The sequence below is a fragment of the uncultured Brachyspira sp. genome, assembly GCF_934747485.1.
Lineage (GTDB): Bacteria > Spirochaetota > Brachyspiria > Brachyspirales > Brachyspiraceae > Brachyspira.
In genome coordinates, this window is sequence record NZ_CAKVGN010000051.1 from 1 (window position 1) to 22,171 (window position 22,171).

Annotated in this window: 20 protein-coding genes; 8 read left to right on the plus strand and 12 right to left on the minus strand. The window is 28.3% G+C overall.

Features of this window, described 5'->3' with window-relative positions; all coding sequences use genetic code 11:
* Positions 1-144 precede the first annotated feature (144 nt).
* Genes Q0H31_RS09420 through rpmF form a run of 6 tightly spaced genes read right to left on the minus strand, consistent with a single transcriptional unit; the run spans position 145 to position 5,263 of the window.
* Complete coding sequence (locus tag Q0H31_RS09420; RefSeq protein WP_295297593.1) at positions 145-717, minus strand: FMN-binding protein; 573 nt, start codon at positions 715-717, stop codon at positions 145-147.
* Positions 714-1,802, minus strand: a complete 1,089-nt coding sequence (locus Q0H31_RS09425; protein WP_295297595.1) for an RnfABCDGE type electron transport complex subunit D — start codon at positions 1,800-1,802, stop codon at positions 714-716. Before Q0H31_RS09425 ends, Q0H31_RS09420 begins: the two co-directional genes overlap by 4 nt.
* A gap of 4 nt (positions 1,803-1,806) precedes the next feature.
* A complete protein-coding gene (gene rsxC, locus Q0H31_RS09430) occupies positions 1,807-3,114 on the minus strand; it encodes an electron transport complex subunit RsxC (protein ID WP_295297597.1) in 1,308 nt (435 codons plus the stop codon).
* Between the two features lie 47 nt (positions 3,115-3,161).
* Positions 3,162-4,016: a 3-oxoacyl-[acyl-carrier-protein] synthase III C-terminal domain-containing protein gene (locus Q0H31_RS09435; RefSeq protein ID WP_295297599.1), complete on the minus strand. Its 855-nt coding sequence runs from the start codon at positions 4,014-4,016 to the stop codon at positions 3,162-3,164.
* Positions 4,017-4,030: 14 nt separating this feature from the next.
* Positions 4,031-5,050 (minus strand): phosphate acyltransferase PlsX, encoded by a 1,020-nt coding sequence (gene plsX / locus Q0H31_RS09440; RefSeq protein WP_295297601.1) that lies wholly within the window; start codon positions 5,048-5,050, stop codon positions 4,031-4,033.
* Positions 5,051-5,068: 18 nt separating this feature from the next.
* The gene (gene rpmF / locus Q0H31_RS09445) at positions 5,069-5,263 is read right to left on the minus strand and encodes a 50S ribosomal protein L32 (RefSeq protein ID WP_295297603.1); all 195 of its coding nucleotides are present in this window, start codon (positions 5,261-5,263) and stop codon (positions 5,069-5,071) included.
* Between the two features lie 208 nt (positions 5,264-5,471).
* Between rpmF and Q0H31_RS09450 the strand changes: the two genes are divergently transcribed.
* Both Q0H31_RS09450 and greA read left to right on the plus strand, forming a co-directional pair.
* On the plus strand, positions 5,472-5,906 hold the full coding sequence (locus Q0H31_RS09450; RefSeq protein WP_295297605.1) for a hypothetical protein: 435 nt from the start codon (positions 5,472-5,474) through the stop codon (positions 5,904-5,906).
* 106 nt (positions 5,907-6,012) lie between these two features.
* Positions 6,013-6,477, plus strand: coding sequence for a transcription elongation factor GreA (gene greA, locus Q0H31_RS09455; protein WP_295297606.1), 465 nt, complete (start codon positions 6,013-6,015; stop codon positions 6,475-6,477).
* Between the two features lie 120 nt (positions 6,478-6,597).
* On the opposite strand, the gene plsY is transcribed toward greA, so the two are convergent.
* Entirely contained in the window at positions 6,598-7,245 is a 648-nt protein-coding gene (gene plsY, locus Q0H31_RS09460; RefSeq protein WP_295297607.1) for a glycerol-3-phosphate 1-O-acyltransferase PlsY, read from the minus strand.
* Entirely contained in the window at positions 7,235-8,698 is a 1,464-nt protein-coding gene (gene der, locus Q0H31_RS09465) for a ribosome biogenesis GTPase Der (protein WP_295297609.1), read from the minus strand. The genes plsY and der overlap by 11 nt, the downstream gene beginning before the upstream one ends.
* A 166-nt stretch (positions 8,699-8,864) precedes the next feature.
* Between der and Q0H31_RS09470 the strand changes: the two genes are divergently transcribed.
* The 3 genes from Q0H31_RS09470 to Q0H31_RS09480 all read left to right on the plus strand — a co-directional run bounded on the left by Q0H31_RS09470 (position 8,865) and on the right by Q0H31_RS09480 (position 9,795).
* Positions 8,865-9,194 (plus strand): rhodanese-like domain-containing protein, encoded by a 330-nt coding sequence (locus tag Q0H31_RS09470; protein ID WP_295297611.1) that lies wholly within the window; start codon positions 8,865-8,867, stop codon positions 9,192-9,194.
* 87 nt (positions 9,195-9,281) lie between these two features.
* The gene (gene rpmE, locus Q0H31_RS09475; protein ID WP_013244860.1) at positions 9,282-9,485 is read left to right on the plus strand and encodes a 50S ribosomal protein L31; all 204 of its coding nucleotides are present in this window, start codon (positions 9,282-9,284) and stop codon (positions 9,483-9,485) included.
* Between the two features lie 94 nt (positions 9,486-9,579).
* Complete coding sequence (locus Q0H31_RS09480; protein WP_014932694.1) at positions 9,580-9,795, plus strand: hypothetical protein; 216 nt, start codon at positions 9,580-9,582, stop codon at positions 9,793-9,795.
* Between the two features lie 440 nt (positions 9,796-10,235).
* Here the strand turns inward: Q0H31_RS09480 and mutL are convergent, their stop codons facing one another.
* Positions 10,236-12,053 carry a DNA mismatch repair endonuclease MutL gene (gene mutL / locus Q0H31_RS09485; protein WP_295297614.1) on the minus strand — a complete coding sequence of 606 codons (1,818 nt, stop codon included), beginning with the start codon at positions 12,051-12,053 and terminating at the stop codon, positions 10,236-10,238.
* A gap of 214 nt (positions 12,054-12,267) precedes the next feature.
* On the opposite strand from mutL, the gene Q0H31_RS09490 reads away from it, so the two are divergent.
* The 3 genes from Q0H31_RS09490 (at position 12,268) to Q0H31_RS09500 (ending at position 19,457) form a co-directional block, all read left to right on the plus strand.
* On the plus strand, positions 12,268-15,666 hold the full coding sequence (locus Q0H31_RS09490; RefSeq protein ID WP_295297616.1) for a restriction endonuclease subunit S: 3,399 nt from the start codon (positions 12,268-12,270) through the stop codon (positions 15,664-15,666).
* Between the two features lie 89 nt (positions 15,667-15,755).
* Positions 15,756-17,567, plus strand: coding sequence for a translation elongation factor 4 (gene lepA / locus Q0H31_RS09495; protein ID WP_295297618.1), 1,812 nt, complete (start codon positions 15,756-15,758; stop codon positions 17,565-17,567).
* A 927-nt stretch (positions 17,568-18,494) separates the two neighbouring features.
* On the plus strand, positions 18,495-19,457 hold the full coding sequence (locus Q0H31_RS09500; RefSeq protein ID WP_295297620.1) for a helix-turn-helix transcriptional regulator: 963 nt from the start codon (positions 18,495-18,497) through the stop codon (positions 19,455-19,457).
* 93 nt (positions 19,458-19,550) lie between these two features.
* Here Q0H31_RS09500 and Q0H31_RS09505 read toward each other — a convergent pair whose 3' ends face one another.
* Genes Q0H31_RS09505 through Q0H31_RS09515 form a run of 3 tightly spaced genes read right to left on the minus strand, consistent with a single transcriptional unit; the run spans position 19,551 to position 22,014 of the window.
* Positions 19,551-20,354: a metal ABC transporter permease gene (locus tag Q0H31_RS09505; RefSeq protein WP_295297622.1), complete on the minus strand. Its 804-nt coding sequence runs from the start codon at positions 20,352-20,354 to the stop codon at positions 19,551-19,553.
* A gap of 25 nt (positions 20,355-20,379) precedes the next feature.
* Entirely contained in the window at positions 20,380-21,117 is a 738-nt protein-coding gene (locus Q0H31_RS09510) for a metal ABC transporter ATP-binding protein (RefSeq protein ID WP_295297624.1), read from the minus strand.
* Positions 21,118-21,159: 42 nt separating this feature from the next.
* On the minus strand, positions 21,160-22,014 hold the full coding sequence (locus tag Q0H31_RS09515; protein WP_295297626.1) for a zinc ABC transporter substrate-binding protein: 855 nt from the start codon (positions 22,012-22,014) through the stop codon (positions 21,160-21,162).
* Between the last annotated feature and the right edge of the window lie 157 nt (positions 22,015-22,171).

Sequence of the window (22,171 nt, forward strand, 5' to 3'; positions counted from 1 at the left end):
GTTTATCTTTACTTAATTTACTGCGTTTCATACTTAAATTTTAACAAATTTAAGTTATCTAGGACAGCCCCAATAATTTTTAGTATTATTAATAAGAGCCTCATAAAAATGAAGCTCTTATTAATAATTTATTAAAATTATATTTTATTGCAAGAATAGATTAACAGCCTGTTCATTAGCACTATTAACAGCAGTAACAACAGAAGTGCTTGATATAGTAGCTCCGCTAATAGCTGCTATTTGAGCATCAAGTGCCTCTTCTGGTTTTATGCCTTTTACAACAGTGAGAGGCACAACAGAACTTTTATTAGTAAATTGATTTATAAAGCTAGGCTCTACAATTTTAGCACCAAGTCCAGGTGTCTCAGCTTGTTCAGTAACAACTATTCCAGTAATTGTAGTAGCATCATCGCTAAAACCAACTAATACTTTGTTTTGTCCATTATATCCGCCTGCAGAAGAAAGTATAGCATAACCAGCCACAGAACCATCAGCCTTTTTACCAATATAATATGGATATGTAGCATTTTCACTAATAGGACCTTCTATATTATCAGCATTAGGTATAACAGACTTAACCCCATTTAATACAGTTTTTTCATTGTTAGCTAAAATATCTTTCTCAAAAGAAGAATAAACAAATGATAATAAAAATCCAGCAACTAGAGCAGTTACTGTAACAGATATTACAGCTTTATAAGTAACTTCTTTTTTCATTGTTTTGCTCCTTGTTGTTCTAGATTTATAGCCTCTTTTTTACCAAAAGGTTTAGGACGAGTATACATAGATATTAAAGGCATAAACATATTTCCTATTAATATAGAATACATAGTATATTCCGGTGAAGAACCAAAAGCTCTAAGTATTGCAAGTACAGCACCTATTAAAAGAGCATATATCCAAGCTCCTAAATGACTGGAAGGGCAAGTAACCATATCAGTAGCCATAAAGAAAGCACCTAAAACAAATCCGCCAGCAAATACTTGATATATAGGAGAAGCAAATTGTCCTGGCATAGCAAGACAAAGCACTAAACTTACTGTAAATAGAGAGATAAACATTCCTAAAGGTATTCTCCAATCTATAGTTTTTGTTACAATTAAGAATATTCCGCCTATTGTAAGAAGTATAACAGAAGTCTCACCTATAGCTCCGCCAGTGCTTCCTAAAAGCATTTGAATATAATAGTGAGCTTCAAATTGAATTTGTTCTATTAAAGAAGTGCTGATATTATCATTATAAGTAAATTTCATAAAAGTTAAAGGAGTAGCCTGTGATAAAGCTGTCATCATATCAATAGTTTGAGTACCGCCAGTAACAGTATTAACTAAATTATGAAGTCCGTCAGCAAATAAATTAAGGAAAGGTACTCTAATAGGAGGAGTATAAGCACTCATTTGAGCAGGGAAAGCAACCTGTAAAAAAGCCCTTCCCACCAAAGCAGGGTTAAATATGTTAGAACCTAAACCGCCAAAAACTTCCTTAGCAAAAACAATAGCAACAACTCCTCCAATAACAACCATTGTAATAGTAGCACTAGGAGGCAAAGTCATTACTAAAAGCAAAGCAGTAACTATAGATGCATAATCAGGAAGTACAGGCTGCTTTCTTACCTTTCTAACAATGATATTACATAAAACACAAGTGATAATAGAAGCAAGATATAATAAAATTACCCTATTTCCAAACAATACTACGCTATATATAATAGCAGGTAAAAGAGCAATAATTACTCTTAGCATAATTTTTTGTGTAGTATCTCCATCTTTTATATGAGGAGAAGATTCAGTGTATAACTTCATTATCTTATCTCCTTAACAAATCTTTACCATATCTAATCCATTGCACCAAAGGTATTTTGGAAGGACATATGTAAGAACAACATCCGCATTCAAAACAAGTAGCTATATCTAAAGCATTTAATCTATCTTTAATCTTAGCCTTAGCAGTATGAGCAATTTCAGTAGGAGAAAGATGAAGCGGACAAGCATCAGCACATCTTCCGCACTTAATACAAGGATACTCAACTTCTTTAGGCAATTTATTTTTATCTAAGAAAAGTAAAGAGTTAGTACCTTTATTAACACATTGCTCCAAATTAGGAACACTCGCCCCCATCATAGGACCGCCTGCTATAACAAGTACATCTTCAGAAATAAGCCCGCCGCATTCATTAACTATATGTGAAATAGGAGTACCAAGCGGAACCCAAATATTTTTATGTTCTTTTATAGCATCGCCAGATACGGTAACAATTCTCTCTATTAATGGCTTATCTTTAGCAACAGCTTCATATATAGCGTATAAAGTAGCCACATTAACAACCAAAACATTAACATCCATAGGAAGCTTACCCACAGGTACAACTCTTCCTGTAGTAGCATCAATAAGCATCTTTTCAGCACCCTGAGGATAACGAAGTCTTAAAGGCATCACTTCTACATTATAATTTTTAGCAACTTTGCCCATCTCTTCAATAGCCAAAGGTTTATTAGCCTCTATACCAATAACTGTTCTTTTTACAGAAGGAATGATTTTTCTTAAAATTTCTATACCTTTGAATAAATCTTCAGTATATTCCATCATAAGCCTATAATCGCTTGTAATATAAGGCTCGCACTCAACACCATTAATAATTAAAGTATCGCAATTACCCTTTGCCGCCCCATCAACTTTAACATTAGTAGGAAAAGTAGCTCCTCCCATACCAACTATGCCGGCATTTTGAATCTTTTTAGACATTTCTTCTGCAGATAAAGTCATATAATTATTATTTAGAGTAAAATCAACATTATTAGCTTCTGCATCTAAATTAATAAGAAAAGCATTAGCTCCCCTTCCCAAAGGCGGCGGAGCAATTTCTATATTAGCAATAGTTCCGCTAACAGAAGAAAACACATTTCCAGATACATATCCGCTAGCCTCACCAATCATTTCTCCTCTTTGAACTTTATCCCCTTTATTTTTTAACATTTTAGCAGGTGCACCTATATGCTGTGCCATAGATATTAGAACTGATTTTGGAGCTTGGGTCATAGTAGAAGAAGCTATTTGAGCAGTATCTTTGCTATCATGAGGATGCACACCCCCAAAACGAAATTTACCTAACTTCATAATATATGTCCTTAATTTTTAACATTTTATTTATAATAAATTGATGTTTAATCAATATTTAATACAGCGACAGCTCTCGTGTAACCGCTTCCATAGCTGCATAAAGCCAATTTTGTATTTTTCTTTATACTTCCGTCCTCCAAAGCCATAGAAAGAGCTACTCCTGATGAAGCACTCAATGAAGAGTTTGCATTCTCCATTTTTGAATAAACAATGTCTTTAGAAACATTCAAAGTATTAACAAAAGCATCAAAAGCATTTTTGTTAGAATATGAAGGTATATAGTAATTAGGTTCTATATTATTCTTAGATAAAATTTCTTTTACATAGAGAGCAGCTTTTTTTGCTTCTTCTTCAAATATAGTATTATCTTTTATAGATATAAAATGTTCTTTATTATTAACACCTTCTTTAGTGTATGGTTTAGCGGTTCCGCCCATAGGAATATAACAATTTTCTAAAGCATTTCCGTCTGTAACAGAATCTATAAAATTTATTTCAATATTAGATTTTTCATTAGAAACTATAGCAGCAACAGAAGCATCATCAAATCTATTAGTATCATCACAAATATAAAAAGATTCAGTTGCTACTATTAATATATTTTTATATCTATTACTTTTTATAAAAGCATAAGCAAGCCTTAATGCTGATATAAAACCAGTAAAATCACTTTCTATGTCAAAGCAAAAAGCATTTTTAGCATCAATTTTACCTGCTAATATACAAGCAGTAGATGGATAAACATAATCTTTAGTAACAGTTGCACAAATAATAGCATCTATAGATAATGGGTCTATATTTTTTATAGTATCTTTAATAGATTCCATCGCTAATTCAGATGCCGGCATAGATGTTTGTTTATTCTTATAAGTAGATTTACAAGATTTAATATATACCATATATAAAAATCCTTTTAAAAAATTCTTCTTTTCACACCAGAATCTAAAAGTTCTTTAGATATTTTCTCATTGATTTTTGCATCCAAGAATTTATACATATTAAGCACTGCATTTTTCACGCCTGCTCCTCCGGTAGTGCCATGTCCAACAAAAGCTCCTCCGTTTAATCCGAGCAATATAGCAGAACCATAAGAGTCAGCACTCATTTGCGTTTTTAAATTTTTGAATACTGATTTCATCATAACAGCCCCCATCATATTAAGAGGGTTCTTTTTTATTTCACTTTTAAATAAATTTACTATTAAACTCGCACTTCCTTCAATACTCTTTAACACTATGTTGCCGTCAAAGCCATCAGCAAGCACTACATCAGCAATATCAGATTTTAGCATATTATTGGGTTCAACATTGCCTACAAAATTTACTTTTTTCATTTTTTCTAATCTTTCAAAATATTTTTTTACAGCAGCATTACCCTTACTATCTTCTTCGCCTATATTTAAAAGAGCTACTCTCGGATTGCTTATGTTCATGTATCTTTTAGCGAACACCCTGCCCATAACAGCAAATTGCGCCATATAATCTGGAGTACAATCAACATTAGCCCCCATATCCATCATACAGAACTCACCGCCTATTTTAGGAAGCGTAGATACTAAAGGTGGACGCATAACACCTTTTAAACGTCCCACTTCTGTGAGGGCTGCCGCTAAAGTGGCACCTGTATTACCGGGCGAAAAGAAACCCTCTGCTTTTTTATCTGATACTAATCGTGCTGCAACTAATACTGAAGCATTTTTTTTATGCTTAACTGCAACTGCAGGAGTTTCTGTCATCTCTATGATAGAATCACTATGCTCTACATCTACACGATTCTTATCATATTTTAACGAAGATAATGATTTGGCAATATGTTTCTCATCGCCAACCAATATTAAATTGATATCTTTGTTTAAAGACAAAGCTTCAATTGCACCATTAACTAATTCGTCTAGAGGTTTTTCTCCGCTAGCAACATCTATGGATAAATTCATTGATAGTCCTATTATTTATTAACCAGCATTCTGATTTTTATTAGCTTTTAATACTCTATCTTTATAAAAACCGCATTCAGGGCAAATTCTGTGCGGCATTCTTTCTGCTCCGCATTGAGGGCAGATTGATAAAGAACCTAAAAATCTTTTATCGTTAGCAGCTTGTCTTGATCTCTTTTTTGATTTCGATTTTCTATGCTTAGGTACAGCCATTTCTTTCTCCTTAAAAGTTATATATAATACTCAAATTTATAATAATTAAATGCTATTTTACTATTATGTGTCATTTTTGTCAAGTTTTATTTACTTACTTCTTATTATTATCATCTTTATTAAATAATAATTAATTATTTTATTAACTTGATTATATTTATAAAAATTATAAAATATATTTAATATTATTATTTTTAGGTTATGGTTTATGAAAAAGTTTATTTTATTATTTACTATATTTTTTCTTGTAGGGTGTAATTTGTATGTAAGCGATAAAGTAAGCATACTTATGTTTAATGAAGATGCAAACGGAAATGATATTACTAATGAAACTCTAAATTTTATACTAGTAAAAAGAGATAATACAAACAGCTTTAATAATATTACCTATATAAGCGGCACTATAATAAACAAAAAAGGAAATCAAAACATAACAAACATTACAGAAGCACAATATATAGAAGATATAAACAATACTAATTCTGCTAAAAATATAAATTTAGATAATTACAATATGACTATAAATTATACCAAAAAAAATATTATTTTTACAGATAATGACGGAACAAGATATACTCTTCCTTTAAATAATTCGGAAGACACTTGGTTTTATAAATTAATCAAAGGTGCTACTAATTCATAATATTTACATAAACTATACAAATTATTAATTGAATGGTTGTAAATATTATAAAATTATTATATAATAGACCTTTATACATAATAAATCTGTGAGAGGATATATTAATATGGGAAAACCTATAACTAAAGAAGGATACGATAAAGTAAAAGAAAAGCTATCAGAATTAAAAGCAGAATTTGATACTTTACCTGCTATAATAGCTGAAGCAAGAGAAAAAGGAGACTTGAAAGAAAACGCAGAGTATCATGCTGCAAGAGAGAAACAAGGACTTCTCCAAGCACAAATATCTAAATTAGAAAGCGATTTGGCAGTATGTGAAATAGTTAATCCTTCAAAGATGAATAAAGACATTGTAACTTTTGGAAAAAGAGTAAAAGTTAAAGATAAAAACTCTGATACGGTTTCTGAGTATAGAATTGTAGGAGAGTTAGAGGCAGACATGTCTAAAAATGAGATTACTATAGTTACACCTATTGCAAGAGGACTTCTTACAAAAAAAGTTGGAGATGTTGTTACTATAAAAGTACCTGCAGGAGATAAGGTATTAGAAATATTAGAAATTAGTCTATAATAAATAATTTTGAACATTTTAATAAAGGCTTGAGTATAAAATCTATATTCAAGCCTTTTTAATATTTTTTATAAATAACTTTTTTCAATTTTACTAAATAGATATTTTATTAAATATTCATCATTTCTTTGAAAAACTATTTTCTTCACCCTTAAACATTCTTTTATAATTTGGTATATGCTTTATTATAATAAATACAGCAAGAAGTACAGTTATTGGAAATAAAGCTATATAATTAACATTAAAAAATATCATATATAAGAAATTAGCCTTAAAATATAAAAAGCTAAGCACAATAGGAAAAGCCAAAGCAGCGACAGTAGAACCAACTGCAACGGTTTTTCTTGAAGCAAATAAACCTATAAAGAAAAATACCATAGTAATAATTAAACTCACAGGAGCAAGCATAAACATAGAACCTGCACTTGTTGCCACCCCTTTACCGCCCTTAAAGCCTAAAAATATAGAAAACACATGCCCAAGTATAGAAGCTACAGCACAAAAAATTAAAATATAACTATTATTAAAAATGATATCAGAAAGAATAAAAGCAGGCACTATAACAGCAATCATACCCTTGCCTATGTCGCAAATATAAGCAGCAATACCAGCCTTTTTACCGCATACTCTAAGCACATTACTTGCACCCGGATTGCAGCTGCCCTCTTTTCTCACATCATGACCATTAATCTTTCCTATTATAAATGAAAATGGTATAGCACCAATTAGATATGATATAACCACACTTATTAAAATTTTAATTATCATATTTCTTTCCCCTTTTTCTAAAGTTAAGTATAATAGGTGTTCCTCTAAAATCGAACATCTCTCTAAATTTATTTTCTAAATATCTTTTATAATGAGAGTTTAATTTATGAGGATGATTACAAAATACAGCAAAAGCAGGCGGATTAACTCCTGTTTGCGTAACATAGAAAATCTTAAACGGATTGCCCCCTGCAGATATAGAGTATTCCCTTGTAGCTCTCACCATAGTTTCTGTAAGTGCATGCGTTTCAAATCTCTGAAGCCTTGTTTTTGCAACCCTAACAGCCAAAGATAATAGTTTTTCAGCATCATTTTTCCTAGTGGCACAAACCCTCGCATAAAAAGCATAATTAAGCACAGGAAAAGCAGACTTCATATAAGCCTCATAATCATTCCAAGTAGTACCCTTCTCTCTTATATCCCATTTATTAGCCGCTATTATTATACCCTTTCTTCTCTCTATTATGAGGTTTGCTATAGTTTTATCTTGGTCGGTTAAGCCTTCAAAAACATCAAGCATAAGTATGCATACATCAGAAGCCTCTATTGCTTTTATAGCCCTGTTTACACTATAATATTCAACATCCGTATTAACATTCTTCTTTTTTCTTATTCCTGCAGTATCTACAAGACAAATATCATCACCCTTAAAGTTGAATGTTTCATCTATAGAGTCTCTCGTTGTGCCTGCAATATTTGAAACAATGCTTCTGTCTTTACCAATTAATGTATTTAATAAAGTAGATTTTCCAGCATTAGGTTTTCCTACTATGGCTATATTTATGATTTTCTTTTTTTGTATATATTCATCGAGTCTTTGTTGTTTTTTGTTATCTTTATCTTCATCAAAGTCTTCATCATCTTCTTCAAACAATTCATCATCATCTAAAATATTGTCTTCTTTTTTATTGTTTTCTTCTCTTTTAGCAATCTCTCTCTCGGCTTCTAAATCAATACCTACCCTCTCAAAAACTTCAAGAATTTTTTCTCTCAAATCATCAATGCCGTTATTATGCTCGGCACTTATAGCAATAATATCCTTTATTCCAAGAGAGTAAAATTCATTAATTAAATTGTTATGAGAGTGAGAATCTATTTTATTTACAACAAGTATAATAGGTTTATTTAATTTTCTTATAGTATTAATAAAATGCCTGTCATCTGGGTGAGTTTGATGAGCATCTACAACAAATAAAAGCAAATCAGCTTCATCTGTAGCAGTCTTTAATGCTTTTTCTCTCACTTTTTCATTTAAAACATCTTCACTCATATCTAAAAGCCCGCCTGTATCAAATACATTAAAGGCTATATCGTCAATATATGTCTTAGCTATGCTGATATCTCTTGTAACTCCGGCAGTAGGATCAACTATTGATTTTCTTCTTCCTGCAAATCTATTAAAAAGTGTGGACTTACCTACATTAGGTCTTCCAAGTATAGCAATATTCTTCATTTACTTAACCTTAAATCTTATGCTCTTTTTATAATAACATAAAATATAATATATTGCTATTATATTTTATTGACTTTAATATACCAATAAAGTTAATTTTAAAAAAATGAAAAAAATTTAGTATGTGTTATAATAATAAGATAATAATTCAAGGGATATACAAAAAATGGAGAATATTAATAATATAAATGTAGAAACTGCTGTTGAACTAATAAAAACAAATAAAGATTTGAAACTATTAGATATTAGAGGACCATATGAGGCAAAAGCTACAGGATTTATAGAAGGGAGCATGCTTTTAGACCCCAATGACCGCCAAATTATAGAGACTATAGAAAATTTAGATAAAAACAAAGAGTACTTATTGTATTGTGCAAGTGGCGGACGCTCTTCTGCAGTATCGCAATATATGCTTAAAAAAGGTTTTAAAAATTTATACAACCTTGTAAATGCAGGATATATAGAGCTATCAATTGCTTTAGAAAATAGTAAATAATTTATTTTATACTATTGCAATAAACTTTAACTTATAATATAATAATTTAGATAGCTTAGAATAATTTAATTTTTTGGAGATAAATCGATGAAAAAAAATATACATCCAGAATACTATGAAACTGATGTAAATTGTGCTTGCGGTGCTAATTTTAAAATACATTCAGTTCAAAAAACTTTACACGTAGATATCTGCCATAATTGCCACCCTTTCTTTACTGGTAAACAAAAAATATTGGATACTGCTGGTAGAGTTGATAAATTCAAAAAACGTTATGGCTTAAAAAAATAATATTTAATCAATAAATATAAAAATATTTAAGTCTATAAAGTATTATATGATTATTATATACTTTGTAGACTTTATTTATTGATAAAGGTAGTTTATGGATAGCGACGGCGTTTACAAAAGAGTGAATATCAATAAAGTAATATCTCAAATATTAAAAACCAACCCTAACATAACAGAAGCTAAAGCCAACGAATTAGCATACAAAATGATAAAAGAACTTAATAAAAAAGTTTCTTCTATGGTAGCTGATTTTGAAAATGGAGAAGGCGACTTTATGGCTTGTTATTTTGAATCTATAGAAAAGCAATAAACTATTTAAAAATCAATTAAGATATAGTGAAACAAACAAGCTTTGTTAATTTATATATACTATTAATTTTTTTGTTCCTCAAAAATACATGCTATTATTTTACATATTCTTTATATAAAACTGAAATATTTGCACTTTTCGCGAAGTGTACCCGTAGGGTAAAAACTTTGACGAAGTCCGCACTGCGACCGAAGGGAGTCCTTCAGGGCGACCGTAGGAAGTACCTTTAGGTATGGCCAAAAGAAGCAAAAAGGCTGCATTTTTATGAAATATAACCAAAAACATATAGTATCATTATATATATTTTTTTAGATGTAAAATTTGAATACTTGCACTTTTTGCAACTTTTTGCGGCGGGAAAAAGTTGAATAAACAAAAAAATATACAAACAATAAAATTAAAACTATATAAATATTTATCAATTCACTTTAATAACTAAATCATCTAAAGAATTTTTTATCGAGATAATCTTTTGAAAGTCTTAAAACAAATGGTCTTCCATGCGGGCAATTAGTTAATATATTTTCTTCTTCAAGCAAATCTAGTAATGTTTGCATATCATTAATAGAAAGTTTATCTCCCGCTTTTGGTGAGTATTTACAAGATATTGTACTGCATGTATGTTTTATTAATTTCTCTAAACTATTATTACTCTCTTTAGAAATATATATATCCAAAATATCTTTAATAATTTTCTCTATCTTTTGATTTTTTGGAATATATATTGGAACTTCATCTATTATAATACTATTTTTAGAATTAGCTTCAAACTTTATACCTATAGATTCTATTTGTTCTTTTGAAGAGTTTAATATATCTATTTCATAATCTCTATATTCTATTTCAGAAGGTATAAGAAGTTTCTCATATTCTAATTTACCGCTAATTAAAGTTTTATATATTCTCTCATAATTAAGCCTTTCGTATGCAGCATGCTGGTCTATAATATACATTTCATTTCCTCTCTCGGCTATGATGTATGAAGAAAAAACCTGCCCTACTGCTTTTACATACTCACCAAACTCTATATTATTTTTTTGCAGTTCTAAATTATTATTATTATTATTATTATTATTTATATCATTTTTATTATACAACTCACTATTAACATTAGAAACTAATTCATTATTAAACTGAGAATAATTACTTTCTATATTATTAAAATTATTAGTAGAATTATTCGTAGTTACATTATTTTGTATTGGAAATGTTGGAGTGATATCCTTATCCACATCAACTTCAATATTAACAGAAGAAAAATTATTCACACTATTAATATTATTGTATATAGCGTTATAAATTATGCCAGAAATATCTCTTTCATTCTTTATTCTCACTTCCTTTTTACTTGGATGCACATTAACATCAACTTTGTTTGTATCTACATTAATATATAAAAAGAAAAATGGATATCTCTCTTTTGGTATAGCATTAGAATAGGCATTTTTTATAGCATAAGCAATAACCCTATTTTCTATTGGTCTATTATTTAAAAATATAAAATTATTCTTTCTCATAGACTGACTTATTTTAGAATTAGAAAAAAGCCCGTATATGTTTATATCATTTTTCTCTATACTTAATTCTATTAAATTTGAAAAAACGTTACTGTCATTCAAATAATTCTCAATTCTATCTTTTAAATTATCAACTTTTAAATAACTATTTACAAGCTTGCCATTATTATATAGCTTCATAGTGATATTAGGCTGAACTAAAGCCTCCATATCAAATACTTCTTTAACTAAATAAAACTCTCTTGATATATGCTTTAAAAACTTATATCTTGCAGGTATATTAAAAAAAAGGTTCTTAGCAGTAATCTTAGTGCCATTAACAGAAGCATAAGGTTTGTGTTCTAATATTTTTCCAGCCTCAACAACAATCTTTCCGCCTATTTTTTCATCAATACTTTTTGACACTATTTCTAAATTGGTAACATCCGCTATAGAAGCTAATGCCTCACCTCTAAAACCTAAAGTATATATATTATCCAAATCTTCTATAGAATAAATTTTACTAGTAGCATGATGTGTAATAGCCAAAGGAAGCTCCTCAAAAGCTATACCGCTTCCATTATCTTCTACTATCATAGTTTTTATTCCGGCATCTTCTACTCTCACTTCTATATTATCAGCACCGCTATCAACAGCATTTTCAAGAAGCTCTTTAAGCATTGAAGAAGGTCTCTCTATTATCTCTCCGGCAGCTATACGATTTGCTACAGATTTTGGAAGTTTCATTATATTTTTTCTCATTTTTGAATTATATGATATTTCTTATAAAAAATAAACTTTTTTAGATAACTATTATTTATAAAATAAAAGAACTATAATGATGCTAATTTTTTACAATAACTATCTTAAACATCATAAATTAAATACTATTTTCTTAAATTAAAAAATAATTTGCAAAAAGCACCTTGCTATATTATAATATAAGTACAGTATTATAAAAGTTAGGATATACAAATTGAAAGCAAGCTTGGAATACATAAAAAAGCTATTATTAATTTTAGGATATAAAGAAATTCATTTTGGAATATATAATAAAAAATATAAAAATAATTATTCTATTAATGTAGATTTTGAAAAAGAAAAAATTTTTTACATAGATAATAATTTTAACAAAAATATTAAATTAGGAGATGAAACAACTTCTAATTTTGAAAACAGCGAAAATTTTGTTGTTTTAGAATGTGTTGATAGACTTTTAGAAAAAGGATATAGCCCAGATAGTATAACACTTGAAAAAAAGTGGGAAATGGGAAGAAAAGAGAAAGGAAAACTAGATATACTTGTTTCAAAAGATAATGTTTCATATTTAATGATAGAATGTAAAACTTGGGGCAGTGAATTCAATAAAGAATATAAAAATATGATAAATAAAAAAGGCGGACAATTATTTAGTTATTATAATCAAGACAGGAATGCTGAATATTTATGTTTATATACTTCTATATTAAATGATGATAAAATAGAGTATAAAAATGAAATAGTAAAAATTGATGAAGAATTAAAAACACTTGCTAATGTAGAAGAAATATATAATAGATGGAATAAACAATTTTCATTTAATGGTATATTTGAAGAGGATATTTTACCTTATGGAATACAGGCAAAAGCACTTTTAAAAAAAGATTTAAAAATAATAACGCCAGAAGATGGAAAAAATATATATAATCAATTTTTGGAAATATTAAGACATAATGTGGTTTCGGATAAACCTAATGCTTTTAATAAAATATTTAATTTGTTTGTGTGCAAAGTGTTTGATGAAGACAATACAAAAGAAAATGAAGAATTAGGTTTTCAATGGAGAGAAGCAAGTGACAATTATGAAATATTTGTTGATAGACTTAATCAATTATTTCAAAGTGGAATGAGAGATTATTTAAATAAAATTATTTTTTATATAAAACTTGATGATATCAAACAAAAAAATGAGAAAGAATTAAGAGAATCTTTAATGCAAGCTATGATTTATAAAAATCAGGAGTTTTCATTTGTTGATATATTTGATGAAAGAGATTTTAAAAGAAATACAAACATAGTTAAAGAAGTTGTTGAATTGTTACAAGGATATCAATTCAGATATACAGAAAAACATCAGTTTTTAGGGGACTTTTTTGAAAATCTTTTAAATACAGGTTTTAAACAAGAAGTAGGACAGTTTTTTACCCCTCGTATATTAACTAGATTTATTGTTCAATCTATTCCTATAAAAGAAATGATAAAAGAAAAAATCCTTTCTGGAGACAAAGATTTTATTCCAAAGGTTATAGATTTTGCATGCGGAAGCGGACACTTTTTAACAGAAGTTATGGATATAATTCAAAAATCACTTTTAGAAATAGGAAAAGAAAATTTAGATATATTAAAAACTGTTAAAACTGTTTTAAAAAGATACAACGATGATCCTGATCAATTCATTTGGGCTGAAAAAAATATATATGGTATAGAAAATGATTATAGACTTGTAAAGACAACAAAATTATCATGTTTTTTTAACGGAGACGGAGAAGCTCAAATACTTCAAACTTCAGGTATTTATCCTTTTAATCATGATGATTACAGAGGAACATTATTAGATACTAAAAATAAAGAAAATGAAAGATTTGATATAGTTATTTCAAATCCTCCATATTCTGTAAGCGGATTTAAAGCTATAATGGATAGAAGTTCTGATAATGCTTTTGATCTATATAAAGATATAACTGACAGCAGTAAAGAAATAGAAGTTATCTTTATAGAGCGTATGAAACAATTATTAAAACCCAATGGATATGCTGCTATCATACTTCCAATTTCTATACTTCAAAATGATGGACTTTATGAAAAGGCAAGAACTATTATATTTGAAAATTTTTATTTAAAAGGTATTGTAAAATTAGGTTCTAATGCATTTCAAGCTACAGGTACAAATACTGTTGTATTGTTTTTACAAAAAAGAGAAAAAGCTATTCATTTAGAGAGCAAAGAAAGTTATACAAATATGTGTAAAAATAAAAAAATTTTGATAGTTGATACAGGCGAAAAAGATAATGAAAAAAAATTTTTGGGATATAGTTTTAGTAATAGAAGAGGAAGCGAAGGAATAACAGAAGAAAGGGATAAAGAAGGTACATATTTAGGCAGTTTATTAGATGAAAACGATATAAATAATAATAACATAAATAAAGCTAATTATTACATGCTTCAAGCTTTTTATTGTAATTATCCTAATGTAGTTAAAGAATTAGAAAAAAATATATATGTTTTAGATTTAGAGGATTGTTTTAATTTTGAAGCCGATGATTTTGTTAATAGAATAAATTTAAACATAAAAAAAAAAATATTAACTAAATATGAATTAGTTTCATTAGGCACAATATCATCTATAATAAAAGGGAAATCTATAACAAAAGATAAAGTAAAAAATGGAAATATACCTGTTATAGCTGGAGGAAAAACTTCTCCATATTCTCATTCGGAATATAATCAAGATGAAAATTGCATAACTGTAAGTGCTTCCGGAAGTGCAGGATATGTATGGTATCATAATTATAAAATTTGGGCTTCAGATTGTAATGTAATACGTTCGCTTGATGAAGAAAAATATATTACTAAATATATATATTATTCATTAAAAAAATTACAGAATTTAATTTATGATTTAAAAACAGGTTCAAATCAGCCGCATGTATATGAAAAAGATTTAGCTAAAATAAAAATTCCAAATCTAAATATTCAAAAACAGAAAGAAATAGTTACTCTTATGGAAGAACAGGAAAATATTATTTTAGAACAAGAAAAAATTATTAAAGAATCAAATGATAAAATTGATAATTTTGACTATTCCAATTATAATTCATTATCAATAAGTGATATAGCAAAAGAAGAAGGACTATTTGCTGGCGGAGATGTACCCAAAAAATATTTTTCAAAAGTGAAAACTAATGAATATAATATACCTATTTACTCTAATGATACAGAAAGAAAAATATATGGATATACTAATATAAAAAAAGTATCGGAACCTTGTATTACAATTTCAGCAAGAGGAACAATAGGGCATATAGAATTAAGAGAAGAACCATTTTACCCTATAGTTAGATTAATATGCTTAATACCAAATAAAAATATTAATATAAAATATCTGAAATTTGTATTAAAAACTATAAAATTTGAAAGTAGCGGAAGTGTCATTCCTCAATTAACTGTACCAAACATAAAAAATATAAAAATTCCTATACCTCATATAGAAGAACAAAATAAAATTGTATTTATACTAGAAAATTATGAGGACAACATAAATCAAGCTCGATTAAAAATAAATAATGCTAAAACTAGACAAAAAGAGATAATGGACGATATATTTCAAATTGATTAATTAAAATTTATTTGCAAAAAGCACCTTGCTATATTATAATATTTTATCAATCTTTAATTATTAATTTTTAAAAGGATATATTTTAATAAATGTCATACGCACAGAAAATTAGGAATTTTTGTATTATAGCACATGTTGACCATGGAAAAAGCACATTAGCAGATAGAATTATAGAACATACTAAAGCTGTATCAAGCAGGGAGATGAAAGCACAAATTTTGGACTCTATGGATATAGAAAGAGAGAGAGGAATAACAATAAAGAGTCAGGCTGTAAAACTTTCTTATGAAGCAAAAGACGGAGAAGTATATACTCTCAATTTGATAGACACACCAGGACACGTTGACTTTAACTATGAGGTTTCTCGTTCACTTGCAGCTTGTGAGGGTGCTATACTTGTAGTGGATGCGGCTCAGGGGGTTGAGGCTCAAACTATTTCTAATTTTTATCTTGCTTTTGAAAATAATTTAGAGATTGTGCCTGTTATCAATAAAATAGATTTGCCTGCTGCTAATATTGAACTATGCAAAGAGCAAATGGAAAAAGAGTTTGGTGTTAATAAAGATGATATAGTTTTAGCGAGTGCAAAAAATGATATAGGAATAGACGAGATACTTGAAGCAGTTGTTAAGATGATACCAGCTCCTAAAGATAACACTAATAAAAAAACAAGAGCTCTAATATTTGATTCTTATTATGACCCTTTCCGTGGGGCTGTTATGATAGTGAGAATATTTGACGGCTCTATAAAGAAAAATGATAAATTACTTTTAATGGAAACTAAAGCAGAGTATGAAGTTGAAGAATGCGGTACACTTTTACTCGGGCTTAAATCTGCTAATGAGCTTAAAAGCGGTGAAGTAGGTTACATTATCGCAGGCATTAAAAATATATCAGACATAAAAATAGGAGATACTATCACCCTCGAAGAAAACCCTTCCGATGAACCTTTGATTGGTTATAAAGAAGTTCTTCCTATGGTATTTGCAGGCATTTTCCCTGCAGAAGATGAAGATTATACTAACCTACAAAAAGCATTAGAAAAATTAAAACTTAATGATGCTTCTTTGGTATATGAGCCAGAGCGTTCTATAGCTTTAGGCTTCGGATACAGATGCGGTTTCTTAGGACTCTTGCACTTAGAGATTGTACAAGAGAGACTTGAAAGAGAATTTAATCTTAACCTTGTAATAACTAGCCCTTCTGTAGAAGTGAAATTAAAACTCACAAACGGAGAAGAAAAACTCATTGATAACCCTGCAGATTTTCCTTCTGCACAGTATATAGAAAAATGTTATGAGCCTTTTATTAATGCTCTTATAATAGTGCCTACTGATTATTTAGGAAATATAATATCTCTTTGTATAGACAGAAGAGGTACTCAAACTTCTCTCACATATTTAGATGATAAAAGAGCAGAAATAAAATTCGACTTGCCTTTAATAGAAGTAGTGTATGACTTTTATGATAAATTAAAATCAATATCAAGAGGTTATGCTTCTTTCGATTATGATTTTTCTGATTTTAGAGAAAGCCAAATAGAAAAAATAGACATACTTGTTCATGGAGAGGTTGTTGATGCATTATCATTTATGGCTCATAGAAGCAATGCAGAAAGCAGAGGAAGACAGATTATAGAAAAGTTAAAGCATCTCATACCAAAGCATATGTTTCAGATTCCTCTACAAGCGGCAATTGCAGGAAGAATCATTGCTCGTGAAAATATAAGTGCACTAAGAAAAAATGTTACAGCTAAATGTTACGGCGGAGACATCACAAGAAAGAGAAAATTATTAGAGAAACAGAAAGAAGGTAAAAAGAGAATGAAGGCTATTGGAAGCGTAGAGATTCCGCAGGATGCATTTATAAGTGTGCTTAAAACTGATGATAATAATAAATAATAATAAATTTCTTTAACCGCACGCTAAGTCATGTTTTTATTTATTGTTTAAATTATAATTTTAATATTATTATATTTTAAATTTTACTCTGCGTGCGGTGTGTATGCTATAAATTTAAAAAAATCTTGGGTGGGTGTTAACATTCATATTTAAACAATAAGAAAATAAAAAGTATACATTCCAAATTAAAATTATAAAACATAAAGGGCGGGGAATGTAAATAAATTTAAAAACTAAATACATGCCGCTATCTTCATATTTTTTACTTTGATTTGAACCCATAAACATTATTTATCTTTATAACTAAAATATAGTATACGGCACAATTTTATTCATGATTAATTTTTTATTACGGCTATTTTATTTTTAATCTGTAAACACAATACCTTTAACTGCTTAATTTATATTAGACTTGTTTCAAAACTAAATTAATAAATATTTATATGTTTTTAGTTTAATATTTAGTATGTAAGATATAATTAGTATTATTTTATATAATTTCTTAGATATAAAATTTAACTACTTGTGTTTTTTGCAACTTTTTGCCACGGGAAAAAGTTGAATAAAATAAAAAACTTATATAACAAAATTTTTAAGTTTTGAGTAGACTAGCCCCCGCTTCTTTTGCCGACGCTCTGCGTGCCGTAGGCAAGGCACCTACTCGGTATTGGTATAAAAGAACCTTATATCCTACGGATACGCTTCGCGAAGAACTGCATTTTTATATACTAAAATAATTAATGATACAACATGTAAAACACAATTTTATAACTAAAATTATGTTGAAAATTATACAACTAATTTTGTCAAGTACTTTTGAAACAAGTCTATTAATAATTTATCAAAATTATATTTCTTATAAAAAGACAACTAATGTCAAGATATAATCTTTAATTGTTGTATAATTAAATAAAGAGGTATAAGACAATGTATGAATGGAATAAATTAATACAAATAATTATAGATGAAATTGATGAATGCATTAAAAAACATAAAAATGAAGAATTAACATTAAATAATATTTCTAATAGATTGGGCTATTCAGAATTTTATATTACAAAGAAGTTTAAAAAGATATCTGGAATAACATTTAAAGAATATACAAGACTAAGAAAATTATCTTTTGCTTTAAAAGATGTAAGAGACACTAAAAGAAAACTTTTGGATATTGCATTTGATTATGGATTTTCTTCGCATGAATCATTTACGAGGTCTTTTAAAGAATTATATAATATTACTCCAATAGAATATAGAAGAAATCCCAAACCTTTAATGCTTCGTACAAAGATAACAGCATTTGACAGATACTTATTCGGATTAGGTGAAATAGGAATGTATAAATCTAATGAAGAAGTAAAAGTATATTTTATAAAAATTCCATCACATAAATTTCTTCATATTAAAAATTATGAAAGCAACGGTTATTGGGACTTTTGGCAAAAACAAAACCTTATAAAAGGACAAGATTATAAAACAGTATGCGGTATACTTGACAGCATTAAGGGTAAATTAGATGATAATGGAGGAAGTGAAATTAATTGTTCAAGCGGGCAAATTATGGCTTATATTAATGATGAAAAAGGGAGACTTTGTGATTGGGGAATTAGGAGAGTTGAATGTTGGGGAGTAAGGCTTCCTTTTAATTATTGCGAAGATGTGCCTAAAAATATGCATTTGCTTGATGTATATGAATCTGATTATGTGGTATTTGAACATGGTGCTTTTAATTATGCTCAAGAAAATAATACTGTAGAGAAAAAAATTGAAGAAGCAATGAAAAATTTTAATAATGAAGATTATATTATAGATACTTCTCCAAATAAAATAATGTATTTTTATTATAATCCTAATGAATATTTTAAATATATACGTCCGGTTTGCAGAGTATAAAAAATATTTTTGAAGCTAATTCTATAAATAATAAAAATTATACTTTATGCATTTACATTAGTTTAAGTATTTAAAAACATATACAAATAATTTTTACTTTTTGTTTAAGAAAAATTTTATTACTGCAATTAATACAAAACTAACTACACTTATTAAAACTATAGTAGAGCCCGGTTTTAATCCCTCATAATATGAAAGAAATATTCCTAAAACTGTAAAGACTAAATTAAATAATACAGCATAAATAATAGTTTTTTTATAGCTATTAGCCACCTGCATAGAACAAGCAACAGGAACCACCATCATAGATGAAACAATCAAAGCACCAACCGCCCTCGCAGATATAGAAACTACTATTGCTGTAAGTATTGTAAAAATAAAGTTTATTCTGTTTACAGGCACACCAGAAAGTTTTGCAAGTCTTTCATTGAATGTTATATAAAAAATCTCTTTGTATAAAAATATAAATATTAACATAGAAATAATACTTATAATTACAACCAATTTTAATTCAAAATCACTAATAGCTACGATGCTTCCAAACAAAAAACTATTAAAATTAGCATTGTTAGAAACAAAACCAGATAACAACCCCGCAAGACCAACGGCAAAAGACATAATTATTGCTATAGACATCTCGCCATATCTTGCAATTTTTTTTCTTATAAACTCTATAGATAAAGCAGATAAAACACAAAATATCATAGAAGCAAGTATTGGATTAATATTAAACACAAGCCCAAAAGTCACCCCAGCAAGAGAAGTATGTGATATAGCATCTCCTATCATAGAAAGCCTTTTTAATACAACTACAACCCCAATAGAAGGTATTATAATAGCTAAAAGTACTCCCACCAAAAAAGCCCTACGCATAAACTCATATTGAAATATTTCCATTTTTGTAAACAACCCTTTATATATATTAACAAGAACAACTGCTTCCATCTGGATGCTTGTGCTTATGTGATAATTCCATGTTTATTTGATTTTTATCAAGTTCTACTAATGTGCCGTTTTCAAAACAGAATACTCTGTTTGAGATTTTTGACATTCTCTCAATATCATGTGTAACCATTACAATAGTTATTTTTTTATCTTTATTTAGAGTTTGAAGCAAATCATATAAAAAATTAATAGTTTCAATATCAACACCATTAGTGGGCTCATCTAATATTAATACATTAGGGTTTTGTACTAAAGTTCTTGCCAAAAAAACTCTTTGTATCTGTCCGCCTGAAAGTTTTGATATAAGTCTATCTTTGTAATCATACATACCTAAAAGTTTTAATGCTTCAAATACTTTTTCTTTATGCTTTTTATTTGGAAACTTAAATAAACCAATATCTGCAAACATATTAGACATTACTATCTCATAAACAGTTGCAGGGAAATTTAATATTTTGTAGTATGCATTCTGCTCCAAATATCCAATGTATCGCCAATTTTTAAATCTCTTAATGTCTTCTCCGTATAATTTAATCTCGCCTCTATACTGATTAATTTCACCTAAAATAAGCTTTAATATAGTGCTTTTGCCCGCCCCATTAGAACCTATAATAGAAACAAAATCTCCTTTGTTTATTTCAAAACTTATGCATTTTAATATATCCTCTTGAGTGTATCCGAAATGCACATTCTTAAAACTTATTATATTTTTCATTTATATAACCTTAATTAATTATTTAATTATTTAATCATTTAATTAATTATTAAGACCATTTATTATAGCTTCGAGATTTTTTTGCATTATAGAAAAATAATCCTCTCCAGATTCAATATATTCTTCACTTAAAGATTCTATAGGGTTTAATGAGCTTACTTTCACTCCTGTTTCTTTGGCAATAGAATCTACAAGCTTAGAACTTGAAAAGTCTTCATAGAATATAGTTTTAATATTATTATTTTTTATAAAATTGATTGTTTGAGCCATAGCCTTAGCATCTGCCTCATCTCTTGCTATTGCTACTTGATTGAGATTATATTCTCTGCAAAAATGTCCGAATGCAGGGTGAGTTACAACCAAATTAGTGTTTTTTATATTTTGTAAATTATCTCTAAAACTCTTATCAAGCTCATCTAATTTATTAGCATATAAATTGTAATTTGAATTATAATAATCAGCATTTTTACTGTCTAATTCCACAAGCATGTTCTTAATGTTTTCCATTTGAACTTTTGCCTTTTTAGGAGAAAGCCAAAAATGAGGGTCTAATTCTTCGTTATTTATATTAGAAGAAGCTTCTAAATATTTTAAATCTTTTATTGCTTCTTTAACAGTATCTGCCCAATGCTCCATTGAAGCACCATTATATATGAATAAATTAGCCTTGCTTAAATCAGCCATATCTTTTGATGTAAGTTCAAAATCATGAGGCTCTGAACCTGCTGAAGTTATATTATAAATATCTATCTTATCTCTGCCAATTTTTTTAGCGAAATCGTAAATAGGATATATACTTGCATATACTTGAAGTTTGTCGGTTGTGTTTTGATTATTATTATTGTTACAAGAAATAAAAGAAACTAATATTATTAATAAATAAAAAACATTTTTCATCTATATTTATCCTTATAGTATTATAACATCGAAACATTATAATACTATAAAAATAAATTTCAATGTTTTAATACTATAACAATTGTTTAGGAGCCATACATATTGCACGTTTTTTAGTTTAAAAAAAGCAGGTATTCCTTATAATTTAATTAACTAA

Bases quoted from the DNA above. Each gene is read 5' to 3' on its own strand.
- Q0H31_RS09420 (WP_295297593.1), bottom strand. From the start codon at position 717: ATGAAAAAAGAAGTTACTTATAAAGCTGTAATATCTGTTACAGTAACT.
- Q0H31_RS09425 (WP_295297595.1), bottom strand. From the start codon at position 1,802: ATGAAGTTATACACTGAATCTTCTCCTCATATAAAAGATGGAGATACT.
- rsxC (WP_295297597.1), bottom strand. From the start codon at position 3,114: ATGAAGTTAGGTAAATTTCGTTTTGGGGGTGTGCATCCTCATGATAGC.
- Q0H31_RS09435 (WP_295297599.1), bottom strand. From the start codon at position 4,016: ATGGTATATATTAAATCTTGTAAATCTACTTATAAGAATAAACAAACA.
- plsX (WP_295297601.1), bottom strand. From the start codon at position 5,050: ATGAATTTATCCATAGATGTTGCTAGCGGAGAAAAACCTCTAGACGAA.
- rpmF (WP_295297603.1), bottom strand. From the start codon at position 5,263: ATGGCTGTACCTAAGCATAGAAAATCGAAATCAAAAAAGAGATCAAGA.
- Q0H31_RS09450 (WP_295297605.1), top strand. From the start codon at position 5,472: ATGAAAAAGTTTATTTTATTATTTACTATATTTTTTCTTGTAGGGTGT.
- greA (WP_295297606.1), top strand. From the start codon at position 6,013: ATGGGAAAACCTATAACTAAAGAAGGATACGATAAAGTAAAAGAAAAG.
- plsY (WP_295297607.1), bottom strand. From the start codon at position 7,245: ATGATAATTAAAATTTTAATAAGTGTGGTTATATCATATCTAATTGGT.
- der (WP_295297609.1), bottom strand. From the start codon at position 8,698: ATGAAGAATATTGCTATACTTGGAAGACCTAATGTAGGTAAGTCCACA.
- Q0H31_RS09470 (WP_295297611.1), top strand. From the start codon at position 8,865: ATGGAGAATATTAATAATATAAATGTAGAAACTGCTGTTGAACTAATA.
- rpmE (WP_013244860.1), top strand. From the start codon at position 9,282: ATGAAAAAAAATATACATCCAGAATACTATGAAACTGATGTAAATTGT.
- Q0H31_RS09480 (WP_014932694.1), top strand. From the start codon at position 9,580: ATGGATAGCGACGGCGTTTACAAAAGAGTGAATATCAATAAAGTAATA.
- mutL (WP_295297614.1), bottom strand. From the start codon at position 12,053: ATGAGAAAAAATATAATGAAACTTCCAAAATCTGTAGCAAATCGTATA.
- lepA (WP_295297618.1), top strand. From the start codon at position 15,756: ATGTCATACGCACAGAAAATTAGGAATTTTTGTATTATAGCACATGTT.
- Q0H31_RS09500 (WP_295297620.1), top strand. From the start codon at position 18,495: ATGTATGAATGGAATAAATTAATACAAATAATTATAGATGAAATTGAT.
- Q0H31_RS09505 (WP_295297622.1), bottom strand. From the start codon at position 20,354: ATGGAAATATTTCAATATGAGTTTATGCGTAGGGCTTTTTTGGTGGGA.
- Q0H31_RS09510 (WP_295297624.1), bottom strand. From the start codon at position 21,117: ATGAAAAATATAATAAGTTTTAAGAATGTGCATTTCGGATACACTCAA.
- Q0H31_RS09515 (WP_295297626.1), bottom strand. From the start codon at position 22,014: ATGAAAAATGTTTTTTATTTATTAATAATATTAGTTTCTTTTATTTCT.